Source organism: Micromonospora sp. NPDC002389 (assembly GCF_040296095.1).
GTDB lineage: Bacteria > Actinomycetota > Actinomycetes > Mycobacteriales > Micromonosporaceae > Micromonospora.
The window spans coordinates 281,414-297,239 of the sequence record NZ_JBEOWP010000007.1 but is presented as its reverse complement, the minus strand read 5'-3'; the positions used below and the strand labels follow the sequence as shown (position 1 = coordinate 297,239).

Sequence of the window (15,826 nt, the reverse complement as noted above, 5' to 3'; positions counted from 1 at the left end):
AGCAGTAACACCTTAAGAATTTGATCAATCAGTGGCGCTGCTCGGTGCAGAGCGGGTCGGGTCGCAGCACGCCCTGGCAGCCTGCCGGGGATGATCGGTAGGGGTTCTCGTATGACTGGGAGTGCCGCTGATGGCACGTCGGCCGATACCTGTTGATCCGTCGATTGGTGATCGTATTCGTGCTCGTCGGGAGTTGCGTGGTTGGAGTGTGCGCTACGCGGCCAGTCGAGCGGGCATCTCTCACACCTCGTGGTCGCGGATCGAGCGTGGCCAGCAGCGCACCGACCGGTACATGGTGGTGGATCTGGCGGCGGCTCTTGAATGCTCGGTAGTGGACCTGACCGGGCAGGCGTACACGCCGGCTGATCGGCAGCTCGACGCGGCCCGTATCGACGCGGAGCGGGTGTGGCGGATCATGATGGACACGCCGATGTCCAAGCGTTCCGATGCGGTGACGACGGTCGATCAGGTGCGCCGAGAGGCGGCGCTCGTGCGTGGTCTGTACGGGCGGTGTGACTACGCGGGTGCGTTGCGGCGGCTTGTCGACCTGGTGCCGGCGATGCATGGCCTCACCGATCGGCGAGTGGCGTTGGCGGAGATGGTGCCGGTGTACGGCGTGGCGATGGGGTCGTTGCTGAACGTCAGCTACCCGGCGCATGCGTGGTTGGCGGCGGAGCGGTGTGCCGAGGCGGCCGGGATGCTTGATGACCCGGTGGCGGCCGGGGTCGCGGCGGCGAACCGGGCGCGGGTGTCGGCCTATTCGGGGGCGTACGGTCCGGCGCGGGCGCTGTGTGACGTCGCGGCTGCCGATCTTTCGGGCAGCAGCGCTGATGGGGCGCTGGACGTGACGGGATTCCTGCACCTGGCACGGGCGCATCACCTCGCCGGGCTGCGGGATCAGGCGGGTGCGGAGGAGCACCTTGCCGAAGCGGGGCAGATCGCGGCGCACACCGGGGAGACCGACAGTTGGGACCTCGCCTGGGGGCCACGGAACGTGGCGCTGTGGCTGATGGCGTTCCTGCTCGACACGGGTCGTCCGGAGGCGGCGTTGCAGACGGCATCGGGCGTGGAGCTGGCGGGCCTGCCAGCGGTGCGGCAGGTGTATTTCTGGCTCGACATGGGCCGTGCCGCCGAGGCGGTCGGCCGGGACCGGGACGCGGTGCGGATGCTGCTCGCTGCCGAACGGGTCGGATCGCAACACGCCCGCTCGTCGGTGTCGGCGCGGGAGACGGCACGGTCGCTGCTGCGTAAGGGCGCGACATCGCCGGAGTTGCGGGGGCTGTGCGAGCGGATGAGCCTGGCCGCGTAGTAGTTGGCTGTGATCGGCTCGACTGCCACCTTGTCGCACGTGGCTGCAACTTTCGCTTCAACGCCTGGCCCTTGGTCTACCCATGCCGTCAGACTGCGCGTGGGCTGGCGTCCGGGCCGGTTGCTCGGTGTCATGCACGCGGGTTGATGCGGTGTACCGTCCGGAGTGGTGGCCCGTCGGACGGTCGGCGGGCGCGGGCTCAGTCGGTTCTCTTGGGAGGCTGCCATGCTCACGACGATCGGTGATCACCTCCGCAGGCTGCGCAGCGAGTCCACTCTCACTCAGGAGCGGCTGGCGGAGCGGGCGGGCGTCAGTGTGGAGACGATTCGGAAGCTGGAGCAGAACGAGCGGACCAGCGCCCGCATGTCGACGTTGAACAAGTTGGCGACTGCGCTCGGCGTTCCGACGTCCGCGTTGATGGGTTCTGCTGCGCAGGCGCAGGCAATGCGTGAGCCTGATGCCGCGCCGCTGGGCCTTGTTGACGTCCGCCGCGCTCTGACGCCGGTCTCGGGTCTCGATGGGCGTTCCGTGGTGGACGACCCCGAGATCGGCCCACCGACTGCCGCTGACGTGCGGCGGTCGATCAAGGCGGCGAACACGATCTATCACGCCAATGACTACGCGGCAGCTCTCACGTTGATCCCCGGCCTGCTCGATGAGGCGCGGACGTTTGTCGACGTCGCCGACGGTGATGAGCGGTTGGCCGCGCATGCGCTGGCGTCGCAGGCTCACCAGTTGGCGGGTCGGCTCCTCATCCAGCTACGCCGGGTTGACCTTGCGCATGTCGCTCTTACAGCCGCACTGGATCACGCCCGTCGTAGCGGGGATCAGATCATCGGTGCCGCAGCGGTGGCACCGATGTGTTGGCTGTTGCTGCGGCAGGCCCGGTTCGAGGAGGCTGAGGTGCTGGCGGTACGGACCGCCGATCAGGTGGAGCCGAAGCTGTCCACCGCCTCACCTGCCCACCTGTCCGCCTGGGGCTTCCTGCTGATCAAGGGTGCGTCAGCGGCGGTGCGGGATGCCCGGCACGACGACGCCCGGGACATGCTCGACCTGGCGGCGGCCGGTGCGCACCGGCTCGGTGACCGGCCGCACCCGGACGCCGACGTCATCGGCAACGACTACTCGGCCGAGGGTGTGCACCTGATGCGGGTGGAGTCGGCGGTTATCGCGGGCCGACCCGACGAGGCGTTGGCTCTCGCGCAGCAGGTGCACCGGTCTCCGCAGGTGACCCCGTCGTCGAGGCAGCGGCACTACCTGGACGTCGCGTGGTCCCACGCCCAGACGGGTGCGTACGCGGACGCGACCGGGGTGCTGATGGACCTCCGGGATCGGGCACCGGCGTGGTTGCGGCAGCAGCGGTACGCCCGGGACATCGTCCAGTCGATCGCCGAGAAGCGTCGGCGGGCGATGACCAAGGAGTTGGCCGAGTTGGCGTCTCTGGTCGGGGCGTAGTCGCACAACACGTACCACCTTTCCCGCAGGTCGCATGGCGTGGCCTGCCGTGTACCTGTCCACCCTCATTGCGCCCCGTGAACATGGCATTACGGGGTGCGACCGGCGCGTGAGGTGCCGCCACCAGTTCTCAGGTGAGCCGCGCCCCTTCTGTCAGCACAGCAAAGGTCGTCTTTCGAGCGCACCTTGCCGTGCCTTTCGAGGAGGTAGCGGGTGGACGGCGTACAGCGCGAGCCGGTGCAGAGTCGAGGCGAGCAGGCGGAAGCGGCGGAGCGGGAGGCCGCGAAGCAACGCATCCTGGCGCAGGCTGAGGCGGAGCGGATACCGGTCGAGGAGACGACCCGGGCGGTGCCGGATCGGCGGTGGCGTCGTGCCCGGTGACCCGGTACCGATCGGGCGGCGGGTCGCCTACCTGCGGGCGCGGCGGAATCTGTCGCAGCAGACGTTCGCCGACCGGTTGGGTAAGTCGAAGAGTTGGGTGGACAAGGTCGAACGCGGCGTACGGTCGTTGGAGCGCCTGTCGGTCATCCGGGACATCGCCACCGTGCTGCGGGTGGATGCGGCGACTCTGCTCGGTCGTGACGTCGAGCCTGCCGATGCGGTCGAGCGTCATGAGGGTGTCGCTCGGATCAGGGCGGCGATGTCGACGTACGAGATGGCCCTCGGCCGACCGTCCACGCGCGGCGAGGTGATGCCGCCGGAGCGGGTGGCGCGGGAGGTCGCGCACGCGTGGACCACCTACCAGCACGCCCGATACCCGCACCTGATCGACCTGCTGCCGAGGCTGTTGACCACCGTGCACCGGGCGTGCGCCCAGGACCCGGAGGTGGGTCGGGCGTTGGTGGTGGAGGCGTACCGGGTCACCACGGCGTTGTTGGTCAAGCTGGACGAGCATCAGCTTGCCTGGCTGGCCGCCGACCGGGCCATGTCCGCCGCCACCGGCGACCGCCTGTTGCTGGCGTGCGCGTCGGTGCAACTCGGGCAGGTGCTCCGGACCTCGGCGCGGGCGAGGTCGGTGATGTTGGCCGCCGCCTACCAGATCGCCCCACCCGACCCCGACACCGGCGATCCGCCGGAGGTGTCGCTCTGCGGCAGCCTGCTCGTGCAGGCCGCCCTGATCGCCGCGACCTGCGGCAACGACCGCGCCGCCGCTGATCTGCTGGACGAAGCCGCCGAGATGGCCGCCCGGGTCGGCGAGGGACACGACCACCACCGCACGGCCTTCGGCCCGACCGCCGTCGAACTGGCCCGGGTCACCGCCGCCATTGAACTCGGCGACACCTCGGACGCCGTCGCGCGGCACGAGAAGGCGATCGGGCGCGACGAGTGGCGGTGGCTACCCGTCGAGCATCGCGCCGCGCATCTCGTCGACGCCGCCCGCGCCTACCTGGACACCGACGACGCCACCAACGCGGCCCGGGTCCTGATCCAGGCCGACACCACCGCGCCCGCCGAGATCCGGCACCGACCGGCGGTACGAGAGATGGTCGCCCACGTGGCCCGCGACCAGGACGCGTCGACGACGATCACCCAACTCGCCATCAGCCTCGGGCTGGTCTGACCACGCCATTCCTGTCCCGGAGCCCGACGCGCCACCCGTCTCCCTGGACCGGGGCGAGGCAGGTGACGACGGGAGGGCGGCTCAGGTCGCCGGTTCGCGGGCGTACTCGGCGATCCGGAGGCCGGGGATGACCTCGCGCTCACCGATCAGGCGGAAGTCGAGACGCTCGTAGAGCCGGCGGGCCGGGAGGTTCGCCGCGCCCGTGGCGACCACGGTCCGCCGGTCGCCGGCCGAGGCGAGGAGCGTCCGCACCAGGGCGGTGCCGGTGCCGCGACGGTGGGCCGCCGGGTCCACCACGAGCCGGTCGATGTCCAGCTCGGCGGCGTTCTCCGACCAGGCCACCGCACCGACCAGCCGTCCGTCGTGGTGGGCGCCGAGCCAGCGCAGCGGCGCGGCGCGCAGCGCGTCGAGCGTCTCGTGCAGGGGTGGGATCCGGTCGTCGCCGATGAGCGACGCCTCCACCGCGTACGCCGCGTGCTGGATCGACAGCAGCGTTCGGGCCAGTGTCTCGTCTGCGCCGGGGTCGATCTCGGTGATCCGCACCGCGCCATTCTGGTCCCCGGCGAGGCGTAGTGCAGCCACTTTCCGGTCAGCCCTACATCTGTCGTTTGACGTATGACGTTTGCATCGTTAGATTTCGATGAGCGAGCGGTCCGGTCGTCCGGCGTCGACACCACGCCCCGACCTGGTGGACCGCTCCCTCGTGGGCTCGTGTCGCCGGATCGGGCGCCGCCGTCCGGGCATCCCCACGACACACCGACGTGCTGACGCCACCACCCGACGCCGGCACCCCCAGCCGGGCGCGCGCGGGCGGTTCCGCCCGCAGGCGACCCCGACCGAAGGAGTGGACCATGACAGTCATCGGCGAGGCCCGTCCCGCCTCCCCGCCGAGACGCGGTCGACGATCCGGACTGGCCGCCGCGCTCGCCGTGGTCATGACGGCCGGCACGGTCGTGGCGGTGAGCGCCACGCCCGCGTCCGCCGCGACGGTCGACACCACCGCCTGGTACGTCCTGGTGAACCGGACCAGCGGCAAGGCGCTGGACCTGTACGCCTCGGCCACCAACGACGGCGCGCGGATCAGTCAGTGGACGCGGAACAACGGTGCCAACCAGCAGTGGCAGTTCGTCGACTCCGGCGGCGGCTTCTATCGGCTCAAGTCCCGGCACTCCGGCAAGGTCCTCGACGTGCAGAACCAGTCCACCGCCGACGGTGCTCCGATCGTCGCCTGGTCGGACAACAACGGGGCCAACCAGCAGTTCCGGTTGGCCGACTCGGACGGCGGCCACGTCCGGCTGGTCAGCCGGCACAGCGGCAAGGTCGTCGAGGTCCAGGGCGCGTCGACCGCCGACGGGGCGAACATCGTCCAGTACGCGGACTGGAACGGCAGCAACCAGCAGTGGCAGCTCGTCCGCGTCGACGGGAGCAACCCCAACCCGCCGGGCGGCACCGGATGCGGCCGTACGCCCACCCTGACCAGCGGCACCCACACGATCCAGAGCGGCGGCAAGAGCCGGTCGTTCATCCTGCGCGTACCCGCCAACTACCAGCCGAACAACCCGTACCGGCTGATCTTCGCCTTCCACTGGCGTGGCGGCACCATGCAGGAGATCTCCAACGGCGGCACCAGCGGGACCGCCTGGTCGTACTACGGCCAGCAGGAGCAGTCCAACAACAGTGCGATCCTGGTCGCGCCGCAGGGGCTCGGCAACGGCTGGGGCAACGCCGGTGGCGAGGACGTCACGTTCGTGGACGACATGATCCGGCGGATCGAGGCCGACCTCTGCGTCAACCCGAGGCAGCGCTTCGCCACCGGCTTCAGTTGGGGCGGCGGCATGAGCTACGCCCTGGCCTGCGCGCGGGCCGACGTGTTCCGGGCCGTCGCGGTGATCGCCGGTGCCCAGATCAGCGGCTGCTCCGGCGGCACGCAGCCGATCGCGTACTTCGGGCTGCACGGCATCTCGGACAACGTGCTCAACATCGGTCAGGGGCGCGCGCTGCGCGACACGTTCGTCCGCAACAACGGGTGCGCGGCGCAGAACCCGCCCGAGCCCGGTGGCGGCAGTCGCACCCACATCACCACCGTGTACTCCGGCTGCCGGTCGGGTTACCCGGTGCAGTGGGCGGCCTTCGACAACGGGCACATGCCCGGCCCAGTCGACGGGACGTACGGCGAGAGCGGCATCACGACCTGGACCAAGGGTGAGATCTGGCGGTTCTTCGCGCAGTTCTCCTGACCCGACAGGACAACGGGATCACCACGGCAGCCGTCACCGGTCGACGACCGGTGACGGCTGCCGGCGGCGAGTGGAGAGGCGGTGTCAGCGTTGCAGTCGGGTCGGCTTGCCGGAGCCCTTGCGGCGGACCAGCCACGCCTCGGTGATGTGGGTGAACATCGCGTCGGCGGCACCGGCCGGGTCGCGGGCGGCGATCCGCTCGTAGATGCGGCGGTGTCCCCGGTTGGACGCCACGCAGAGCGAGCGCTGGGTGCGACCCATGTACCGGGCGGTGTTGGCGACCTGGCTCTCCAACGAGCGGACCACCCCACGGGCGATCCGGTTGCCGGACGCCTGCATCACCGTGTCGTGGAAGGCCCGGTCGTGCTCGTGGTAGGCGACAGTGTCGTCGACGAGTTCGTCCATCCGGTCGACCAGCGCCCGCAGGCGCTCGATGGTCTCGGCGTCGGCCTGTCGGGCGGCGACGTGCGCCATGTCCGATTCGAGCAGCCGTCTGGTGACCACCAGGTCGTCCAGGATGGCGAGGCTGTCGTCCTCGGCGATGGTGGCGGCGAGGACGAGTTCGTCGAGCATGTCCCAGTTCGAGGGCTCGGTGACCGTGGTGCCGGCGCCCTGGCGTACCTGCACCAGGCCCTTCTCCTGGAGGACCTTGACCGCTTCGCGGACCACGGTCCTGCTGACCGAGAAGGTCTCGCAGAGCACGGGCTCGGGGGGCAGGGGAGACCCGGACGGATGTATCCCGCGCACGATCCGCTGCACCAGCTCGGCGGTGACGGCGCGCGCGAGGTTCTGCGGCCGGCGGGTCCAGGCCGGGGCGGCCGTGGCGTCCACGGTCGTCTCCTGCGATGGCGTCATGTCCCCTCCGATTTGCTTGCCGTGGCACGACGTCCGGTGGTCAGTGTACGTCCGACCGTTGACGTCAGACGTCATACGAGTTACGTTTTCGCACATTGTTGGCCTGCGGTGGAGCCGTCGGCCATTCCCGTTCAGAGGTGAACAACGATGAAACGCGCACTCTGGTCCGCCGTCCTCGTTGTGGGACTGGTAGCGACGGCCGGCTGTGGAAGCGCCACCGGATCGGGCGGGTCCGCCGGTGGCGCGGACGGCAAGCTGGTGGTGTGGGACTGGAAGTCCGGTGAGGCGTCCGCCGCCCCGTACCTCGACAAGGCCAAGGCGGATTTCGCCGCGAAGCACCCGGACGTCACGGTCGAGTTCGTCGCGCAGCCGTTCGACCAGTACTACACGCTGCTGGGCGCGGCGATCCAGGCCGGCAAGGGCCCGGACGTCATGCTCTTCAACGGCGGCGGCCAGATCCGGGACCGGGTCGACGCGCTGGTGCCGCTGGACGAGTATCTCGCCGAGGACCGGGAGCGCCTGGCCGGCTGGGACGCCTTCACCGAGGAGGGCCGCACCTACGCCGGTCCGGTGACGTTGCAGGGCCACCCCATCTACTACAACAAGGCGGTGTACGAGAAGGCCGGGCTCGACCCCGCCGCCCCGGCGACGACCTGGACCGAGTTCCTCAGCGACTGCGCCGCCATCGCCAAGGCCGGTGCCAAGTGCTTCGCGCTCGGCAACAAGGAAGGCGCGGGCATCCAGTTCTGGCTCTCCGCACTGGGCTCCGCCACGCTCACCGCGCAGGAGTACGACGACTGGATCGCCGGCAAGCGCGACTGGAACTCACCCCACGTCAAGCGGGTGTTCCAGCTCTGGCAGGAGGCCGGCGACGCCGGGCTGAACACCGACGGTGCCAACTCGACCGCGATGTTCAACGACGGGTTCGCCCTCTTCCAGTCCGGCAAGGCCGCCCACGTCATCGGGCTGATGTCGGACGTCGGGCACTGGAAGGACTTCAACGAGTTCCTGACGCCGGAGAAGCTCGGCGTGATGAACGCCCCGGTGGTCACCGAGGGCACCACCCCGAGCCTGCCCTACGACGGTGGGATCGGCTACGGGGTGGCGAAGTGGACCAAGGATCCGAAGGTCGCCGCCGATCTGGTCCGCTCGCTCACCTCGACCGAGGCGCTCAAGGCCTTCTACGCGGACGCGGGAGCGATCGCCGCCGACACCACGATCGACGTGTCGCAGGGCGGCCCGGCGGTGGCCGGCATCGTGGCCGAGACCGAGGACGGCAAGCCGGCGCTGCACGTGGCGCTCTCCTCGAAGACCCTGGACCTGATGGGCCGACTGTCCCAGCAACTGCTCAGCGGCTCGGCCGACGTCGACGAGGTGGTGCGGCAACTGGCCGCCTCCGACCAGGCGGGCTGAGTTCGTGCCGATCGGAAACGCGCAAGCCTCGGTCCGTCCGGCTCCGGCCGGACGGACCGACGCGGCGACCGACCGTCGCCGGGGTGCGACGCGGGCCGCCGGCCGTCTGCGCTCCGAGCGCCTCGCACCGTACGTCCTGGTCGCCCCCGCCGTGCTGATCATCGTGGTGCTGCGGCTGTATCCGCTGCTGCTCGGCGTGAACTTCTCGTTCACCGGGGACGGGGCCCGCGACGGCACGGCGGTGGGTGTCGACAACTACCGGGAACTGCTGGCCGACCCGCTGTTCCGGACCGCGCTGGGCAACGTCGGCTGGCTGGTGTTGCTGCTGCCGGTGGCGGTGGCGATCCCCGGCCTGCTGGCGACCTTCATCTACCTGCGGGTTCCCGGGCATCGGCTCTACCGCAGCGTCTACTTCTTTCCCGCCGTGCTCTCCCCGGTCATCGTCGGAGCGATCTTCAACCTGCTGCTCGCGGTGGACGGCCCGCTCAACTCCCTCCTCGGCCCGGCCGGTGTCGGGCCGATCGACTGGCTCGGCGACCCGGACATCGCGATGTTCGTGGTGGTCGGCGTGCACGTCTGGGCCACCTTCGGGATGTCCCTGGTGGTCTTCCTCGCCGGGTTCGCGACCCTCGACGCCGCCCTGCTGGACGCCGCCCGGGTGGACGGTGCCTCGCTGCCCCAGGTCATCCGGCACGTGATCGTCCCGGGGCTGTCCCGGACCATCCAGTTCGTCTTCGTGACCACGATGATCGGGATGTTGACCTCGATGTTCGGGCTGCTGTTCGTGATGACCAGCGGCGGCCCGGAGGGGTCCACCTACCTGCCGGAGTACTACATCTGGATCCAGCAGGGCCAGATGAACCGGCCCGCCCTCGCCTCGGCCGCCTCGACGGTCCTCTTCGTGATCATGCTCGTGGTGGGGCTGGTGCAGATCAAGCTGCTCAGCCGGGCCGGAAGGGAGAACTGATGTCCCGCCTGCGGCCGGGGCGGTGGTTGATCGCCGTCCCGATGCTGGTGCTCGCCCTGGCGACGATCTACCCCCTGCTGTTCACCGCGAACGTCGCGATGAAGACCCGGCGCGACTACATCCTCGACCGCTTCGCCCTGACCGACAAGCTGCGCTGGGACAACATCGAGACGGCGTGGAGCAGCGTCGGCATGAGCCGATACTTCGTCAACTCGGTGATCGTGGTGTCGTCGTCGGTGCTGCTGCTCCTGCTGCTCGGTTCGATGGCCGGCTTCGCCCTCAGCCAGATACGGTTCCGTGGGTCGCGGGCGCTGTTCCTCGGCTGCCTCGCGGGTCTCTTCGTACCGTTCCAAGTGATCATGGTGCCGCTGGCCCGGATCATGGCCGACACCGCGCTCATCGACACGTACCCCGGGTTGATCCTCGTCTACGTCGCCCAGTTCCTGCCCTTCACCGTCTTCCTGATGACCAGCTACTACCGGTCGATACCGCCGGAGATCATCGACGCGGCCCGGATCGACGGCAACAGCCTCTACGGCGTGTACCGGCGGATCATGCTTCCGCTGGGCACTCCGGCGCTGCTCTCCGTCGGCATCCTCAACGCCCTGTTCTGCTGGAACGACGTCCTGATGTCGCTGGTCATGATGCCCTCGGCCGACCAGCGCACCCTGATGGTGGGCGTGACCTCGCTGCGCGGGCAGTACTCCGACGACATCCCGACCTTCGCCTCCGGGGTGCTGATCGCCGCGCTCCCCGTCCTGCTGGTCTACCTCTTCCTCCAGCGCCAGATCGCCGACGGCGTCGCCGCCGGCTCCACGAAGGGCTGACATGCGGATCACCGGATATCGGACGCTCACCACGGTGCAGGAATGGGGACGCCCCGTCGGTGACGCCAACGGCGTCTTCGCCGACGGGGTGGTGCCGGTGTCGATCGTCGTCGTCGACACCGACGAGGGGATCTCCGGAGTCGGCCTCGGCCCGCACGTGGAGATCGAACGGATCTTCGCGGCCGTCGACGGCGAGGACCCGCGCGCCGTCACGACGCTCTACGACCGGATGCTGCGCCACAGCTTCAAGGCCGGACACGGGGGCACCGTCTTCGGCACCATCGGCGCGCTCGACACCGCCCTCTGGGACATCAAGGCGCAGGCCGCCGGCCAGCCACTCTGGCGACTGCTGGGCGGACGCGACCGGCGGGTGCCCGCGTACGCCTCCGGCCTCGACATCGGCCTGACCGACGACGAGCTGGTCGACACCTACCGCGCGTACGCCGCGCACGGGTTGCGTGCCGCGAAGCTCAAGGGCGGTCTGGACATCGCCCGCGACCGGCATCGCCTGGGCCTGGTCGAACAGGTGCTGACCGAGGCCGGGCACGGACGGCGACCCGGTCTCATGCTCGACGTCAACGAGGCGTGGACCCGCAAGCAGGCGGTCCGCCACGTCGGCGAACTCGAACGCACCCTCGATCTCATCTGGATCGAGGAGCCCGTCCGCCGCTGGGACGCCGAGGGCCTCGCCGCCGTCGGCCGGGGGGTGCGTGCCTCCGTCGCCACCGGTGAGAACCTGACCGGGCTGGAGCAGTACCGCCCGCTGATCGCCGCCGGGGCGGTCGACATCGTCCAAACGGCGGCCGTCTGGGGAGTCACCCACTTCCTGCGGACGTCGGCCCTGGCGCACGCCCACGACCTGCCGGTCAGTCCGATCGGCAACAGTCCGGTCGGGCTGCTGCACGCGGCGACGTCGGTGCCCAACCACCTGACCAGCGAGTTGCAGGACCTGCGTCCACCGCTCGGTGTCACGCTCGACCTGCACGTCGAGGACGGTGCCTTCGTCCTCGGCGACGCACCGGGCCTCGGCGTCCGCGTCGACGAGCGGACGATCCGCGCTTCCGTCCGCCCTCCGGCGGCCCGCAGCACCGAGGGGCCCGACGTCCGGCCCGGGTCGGCGGGACGACGGCTGCTGCCGGAGTACGGCGATCCGGCACCGACCCGGACGGCGTACCTGCCGACCGGTGCCACGGTCGGCGGCGCCGCCCTGAACGGCCACGGTGGGCGTGCCGGCGCACCGCTGGCCGAGTCCGACGGCCGCTGAGCCGTCCGGGTCCGCGCACGCCGTCCGGGTCCGCACAGGCCGTCCCGGGTCCGCACACGTCGCCCCAGGTCCGCGCACGCTGGTCGGGTCCGCGCACGCTGGTCGGGTCCGCGCACGACGATCGGGACCGGCTCCCGTGGTGCGGGGGCCGGTCCCGACCGGTGTCATCGGCGGATCAGCGTCGCGGTCGTCAGGCCGCGCCGAACCGCCACTGCTGGTTGGTGCCGCCGTGGCAGGTCCACTGCACCAGCCGCGCGCCGTCGGTGGTGGCCGCGCCGTTGACGTCCAGGCAGAGGCCGCTCAGCACGCTCCGGACCGTGTAGACGCCGCTGGTGCCGGTCGCCGTGACGGTGAACTTCTGCTGGTTGCCGGTGCCGCAGGTGGCCTGCTGGAGGAAGGCACCCGCGCTGGTGGACGAGCCGACGATCTCCGCGCACTTGCCGCTGTGCACCGCCTTGAGAGTGACGGCACCGTTGCCGGCGTCGACCGCCTGCCACTTCTGGTTGTTCCCGCCGCTGGCGGCCCACTGGTGGATCTGGGCGCCGTCGGCGGTGGAGACCCCGTTGACGTCCATCACCTTGCCGCTGTGCTGCGCGGTGAGGGTCCAGGTCCGCCCGGCCACCCCACCGGTGCCGCCGACACCGACCCCCGCACCGCCGAAGGTGTGCGAGTCGAGGTCGAACCAGTTGTTGCCGCTGCCCTTGAAGACCAGGTACAGGGTGTGCGTACCGGCCAGGGCGGTGACGTTCACCGGTGGTGTCGACTGGTAGTTGTCCCAGCCGCCGGTGGCCGGCACCGGCGTGGTGGCCAGCAGCGTGCCGGTGGGGGAGCCGGCCCGCAGCTCGATCGTGCCGCCGCCGGACGGTGACGACAGCCGGTAGCTGACCGTGGTGATGCCGGAGAGGCTCATCGGGGTGAAGGCCACCCAGTCGTTGTTGGAGATGTCGCCGACCCGCTTGCCGCTCTCCGCGCCGGCCTGGTCGACCACCCGGGTGCCGGACTGGCTGCTGTAGTACTCGGCCTGCTTGTGCTTGGGCTGGAGGATCACCTGTGCGTGCCCGGTCAGCGGTGCGGCCCCGCCCGCCCCGCCGTTGTCGGTGTAGCGCGCGTTGAGCACGTAGAACAGGTTCGCGCCGTCCGGATGCCCGCCGAGCAGGTCGGTGGGGATGGTGCCGGAGCAGCCGGGCAGGTCGGTGGTCTCGTGCGCGTGGTCGTCGTGCCCGAGCGCCGGGTTGAGGATCACCTTGGCGCAGTCGATCGCCGCCCCACCCGGGTCGGAGACGCTGATCTGGTAGGAGACCCGGTCACCGAAGGTGAGCATGCCGCCATGCGCCGGGGTGGTGATGGTGACCACCGGAGCGGTGTTGCCGACCGTGATCGCCACGTTGGCGAAGCCGGTCTTCCCGGTGCTGTCGGTGACCTTGAGCTGGGCGGTGTAGTTGCCGTTCGCGGTGTAGACGTGCGACGGGTTGGCCGCCGTCGACGTGGTGCCGTCACCGAAGGTCCACTGGTAGCTGATCGTGTCACCGGGGTCGGGGTCCGCCGACCCGGCGCTGGAGAACTGCACGGTCAGCGGGGCGTTGCCGCTGGTGGGCGTACCGGCGGCCTTGGCGATCGGGGACCGTCCACCCTGCACGTAGTCGATGCGGTAGAGACCGGAGTCGCTGTTGCCGCCGCCGAAGTTGGTGCCCCACTCCAGCAGGTAGAGCGATCCGTCCGGGCCGAACTCCATGTCCATCGGCTTGTTGAACCGGGTGGTGGGCAGGAAGGCGTTGGTCCGGGTGACCGCCGTCGCCGAGTCGAAGTGCACCTCCTTGAGGTAGCTGCGCGACCACTCGTAGAAGAAGTGGACCCCGTCGTAGTACGGCGGGAACTTCGTCTGCGACGGGTTCGCCGCGTTGTAGCGGTAGACCGGGCCGCCCATCGGCCCCGAGCCGCCGGAGCCCAGCTCCGGGAAGGTGGTCGAGGTGCCGTAGCCGTACCACATGTTCGGCGCGACCACCGGGCGCAGGCTGGTCAGGCCGGTGTTGTTGGGCGAGTTGTTCACCGGGTTGGCGCAGTTGAACTTGGCCCCGACCGCACCGGTGTCCGGGTTGTACGGCGCGTACGGCTGGTTGTCGCCGTGGCAGAACGGCCAGCCGTAGTTGCCCGGCGTCTTGATCACGTTCAGCTCGACGAGACCCTCGGGGCCACGGTTGGTGGTCGGCGGGTTCCGGTCCGGCCCGTAGTCGGCCAGGTAGACCCAGCCGTTGGTCGGGTCGATCGAGAAGCGGAACGGGTTGCGGAAGCCCATCGCGTAGATCTCGGGCCGGGTCTGCGCCGTCCCCTGTGGATAGAGGTTGCCCGACGGGATGGTGTAACCGCCGCTCGCCGAGGGCCGGATGCGCAGCAGCTTGCCCCGCAGGTCGTTGGTGTTGCCGGCGGTGCGGGCGGCGTCGAGCATGTGCTTGCCCGAGCGCCAGTCCAGCGGCGCGTAGCCCTGCCAGTTGGGGTCGAGGTTCGGCGGCACGTCGTCGCCGGTGCCGATGTAGAGGTTGCCGTCCGGCCCGAACTCCATGTACCCGCCGGTGTGTCCCGGCTCGGGGTAGGTGCGGTCGCGGTAGGCGGGGATGTCGATGATCGTGACCTGGCTGGACATGGTCAACGTGTCACCGCTCAGCGTGATGCGGGAGACCCGGTTGACGTCCGTGCTGCTGCCGGCCGGCGAGTGGTACAGGTAGACGTACCCGTTGGTGGCGAAGTTCGGGTCCAGCGCCAGCCCGGTGAGGCCGTCCTCACCGCCGGTGTAGACGCTGAGCGTGCCGGCGGTGACGGTGCTGCTCGTACTCGGCTTGAAGATCTTGATCTGGCCGCCGCGTTGGACGTAGATCACCCGACCGTCGGGGGTCACCGCCAGTGCCATCGGGTCGACGGTGTTGGTGTCGAGCGAGCGCTTCTCGAAGTTGCCCCAGACCGTGCCGCCGCAGTCCCCGGGCTCGTTGCCGGCGGCCCACTTCACCCCGCCGAGCACATGGTTGCGGAAGTGGGTCTCGCTGTAGGACTCGATGGCGTGGCCCATCGCGGTGGCCCAGACCCGACCGCCGCCGACGGCACGGCACCAGGAGATCGGGTGGTCCGGACCCATCGCCCGGGAACCGGGGTTGTACGTCCGTTCGTCCGCGGTGACCAGCACGTGTACGTCACCGCGCGGGTTCTTGTCGAAGTTGTACCACTCCTCGCTGCGGTTCCAGCGGTCCGGCAGAGTAGCCGTGGAGGGGTGCTTCTTGTCGGCCACGATGGCGGTGCCGGGCAGGACGCCGGGGGAGTGTTCCGGCATGTGCGCGCCGCCGTTGACGGTCTGGTCCCACCACGGGTATTCACCCTCGATGCCCATGTCGGTGGCGTTGTGGACGGCGACGATCCCCTTGCCGGAGGCGAGGAAACCCTCCACCGCCTGACGCTGGGCGGCCGAGGTCCAGACCATGCCGGAGGTCTGGAACATCACCAGGACGTCGAAGGTGGCGAGGTTGGCCGGGGTGAACACGGCCGAGTCCTCGCTGTGCACCACCTCGAAGTTGTTGGCCGCCGCCTGCTGCTGGAACATCGCGACGCCTGCGGGGATGGAGTCGTGCCGGTAACCGGCGGTCTTGGTGAACACCAGGGCCCGGAAGGCGGGAGCCGCCGCCGCCGGGTTCACGACCGCGAAGGTCAGTAACAGACCCGCGATCACTCCGATGATGGATGTCGTGCGACGCATGGCGTCTCCTCGTTGGACGGGCAGGGGATACGGGTGGCGCGCCAACGCTTGCGGTGGTGACTCACCGTCATGTCGGACTGAGGTGCCGTCCCGTGGGGGTGGGGAGCCGGAGCGCATCGTGCATCGATGTCGTCGGATGTTAACGACGCCATGGACGGTGTCTCCGTGCCGGTGCTGGCTCTCGCGCAGGTGTGTCTTCCCC

The 15,826-nt window shown here is 70.0% G+C and carries 12 protein-coding genes; 9 read left to right on the top strand and 3 right to left on the bottom strand.

The features are described from left to right. Positions 1–163 precede the first annotated feature (163 nt). From ABT008_RS16225 to ABT008_RS16210, 4 genes are all read left to right on the top strand, one after another. Positions 164–1,309, top strand: a complete 1,146-nt coding sequence (locus tag ABT008_RS16225; RefSeq protein WP_350697109.1) for a helix-turn-helix domain-containing protein — start codon at positions 164–166, stop codon at positions 1,307–1,309. A 225-nt stretch (positions 1,310–1,534) separates the two neighbouring features. Next, a complete protein-coding gene (locus ABT008_RS16220) occupies positions 1,535–2,764 on the top strand; it encodes a helix-turn-helix domain-containing protein (RefSeq protein WP_350697020.1) in 1,230 nt (409 codons plus the stop codon). Between the two features lie 213 nt (positions 2,765–2,977). Next, complete coding sequence (locus tag ABT008_RS16215) at positions 2,978–3,145, top strand: hypothetical protein (RefSeq protein ID WP_236145651.1); 168 nt, start codon at positions 2,978–2,980, stop codon at positions 3,143–3,145. Continuing rightward, positions 3,135–4,325 (top strand): helix-turn-helix domain-containing protein, encoded by a 1,191-nt coding sequence (locus ABT008_RS16210; protein WP_350697019.1) that lies wholly within the window; start codon positions 3,135–3,137, stop codon positions 4,323–4,325. Before ABT008_RS16215 ends, ABT008_RS16210 begins: the two co-directional genes overlap by 11 nt. An 81-nt stretch (positions 4,326–4,406) precedes the next feature. On the opposite strand, the gene ABT008_RS16205 is transcribed toward ABT008_RS16210, so the two are convergent. Further along, positions 4,407–4,868: a GNAT family N-acetyltransferase gene (locus tag ABT008_RS16205; RefSeq protein WP_350697018.1), complete on the bottom strand. Its 462-nt coding sequence runs from the start codon at positions 4,866–4,868 to the stop codon at positions 4,407–4,409. 308 nt (positions 4,869–5,176) lie between these two features. Between ABT008_RS16205 and ABT008_RS16200 the strand changes: the two genes are divergently transcribed. Next, the gene (locus ABT008_RS16200) at positions 5,177–6,562 is read left to right on the top strand and encodes an RICIN domain-containing protein (protein ID WP_350697017.1); all 1,386 of its coding nucleotides are present in this window, start codon (positions 5,177–5,179) and stop codon (positions 6,560–6,562) included. 84 nt (positions 6,563–6,646) lie between these two features. On the opposite strand, the gene ABT008_RS16195 is transcribed toward ABT008_RS16200, so the two are convergent. Next, positions 6,647–7,417, bottom strand: a complete 771-nt coding sequence (locus ABT008_RS16195) for a FadR/GntR family transcriptional regulator (RefSeq protein WP_350697016.1) — start codon at positions 7,415–7,417, stop codon at positions 6,647–6,649. A 147-nt stretch (positions 7,418–7,564) separates the two neighbouring features. Here ABT008_RS16195 and ABT008_RS16190 point away from each other — a divergent pair, with 147 nt between their 5' ends. From ABT008_RS16190 to ABT008_RS16175, 4 genes are read left to right on the top strand one after another with little or no spacing between them, the layout of a single operon-like run. Then, positions 7,565–8,830: an ABC transporter substrate-binding protein gene (locus ABT008_RS16190; RefSeq protein ID WP_350697015.1), complete on the top strand. Its 1,266-nt coding sequence runs from the start codon at positions 7,565–7,567 to the stop codon at positions 8,828–8,830. Positions 8,831–8,834: 4 nt separating this feature from the next. After that, positions 8,835–9,797, top strand: coding sequence for a carbohydrate ABC transporter permease (locus tag ABT008_RS16185; RefSeq protein ID WP_350697014.1), 963 nt, complete (start codon positions 8,835–8,837; stop codon positions 9,795–9,797). Then, positions 9,797–10,624, top strand: a complete 828-nt coding sequence (locus tag ABT008_RS16180; protein WP_350697013.1) for a carbohydrate ABC transporter permease — start codon at positions 9,797–9,799, stop codon at positions 10,622–10,624. The genes ABT008_RS16185 and ABT008_RS16180 overlap by 1 nt, the downstream gene beginning before the upstream one ends. A gap of 1 nt (position 10,625) precedes the next feature. Further along, positions 10,626–11,888, top strand: a complete 1,263-nt coding sequence (locus tag ABT008_RS16175) for a mandelate racemase/muconate lactonizing enzyme family protein (RefSeq protein ID WP_350697012.1) — start codon at positions 10,626–10,628, stop codon at positions 11,886–11,888. A 190-nt stretch (positions 11,889–12,078) separates the two neighbouring features. Here the strand turns inward: ABT008_RS16175 and ABT008_RS16170 are convergent, their stop codons facing one another. Beyond that, positions 12,079–15,624 carry a ThuA domain-containing protein gene (locus ABT008_RS16170; protein WP_350697011.1) on the bottom strand — a complete coding sequence of 1,182 codons (3,546 nt, stop codon included), beginning with the start codon at positions 15,622–15,624 and terminating at the stop codon, positions 12,079–12,081. Positions 15,625–15,826 lie beyond the last annotated feature (202 nt).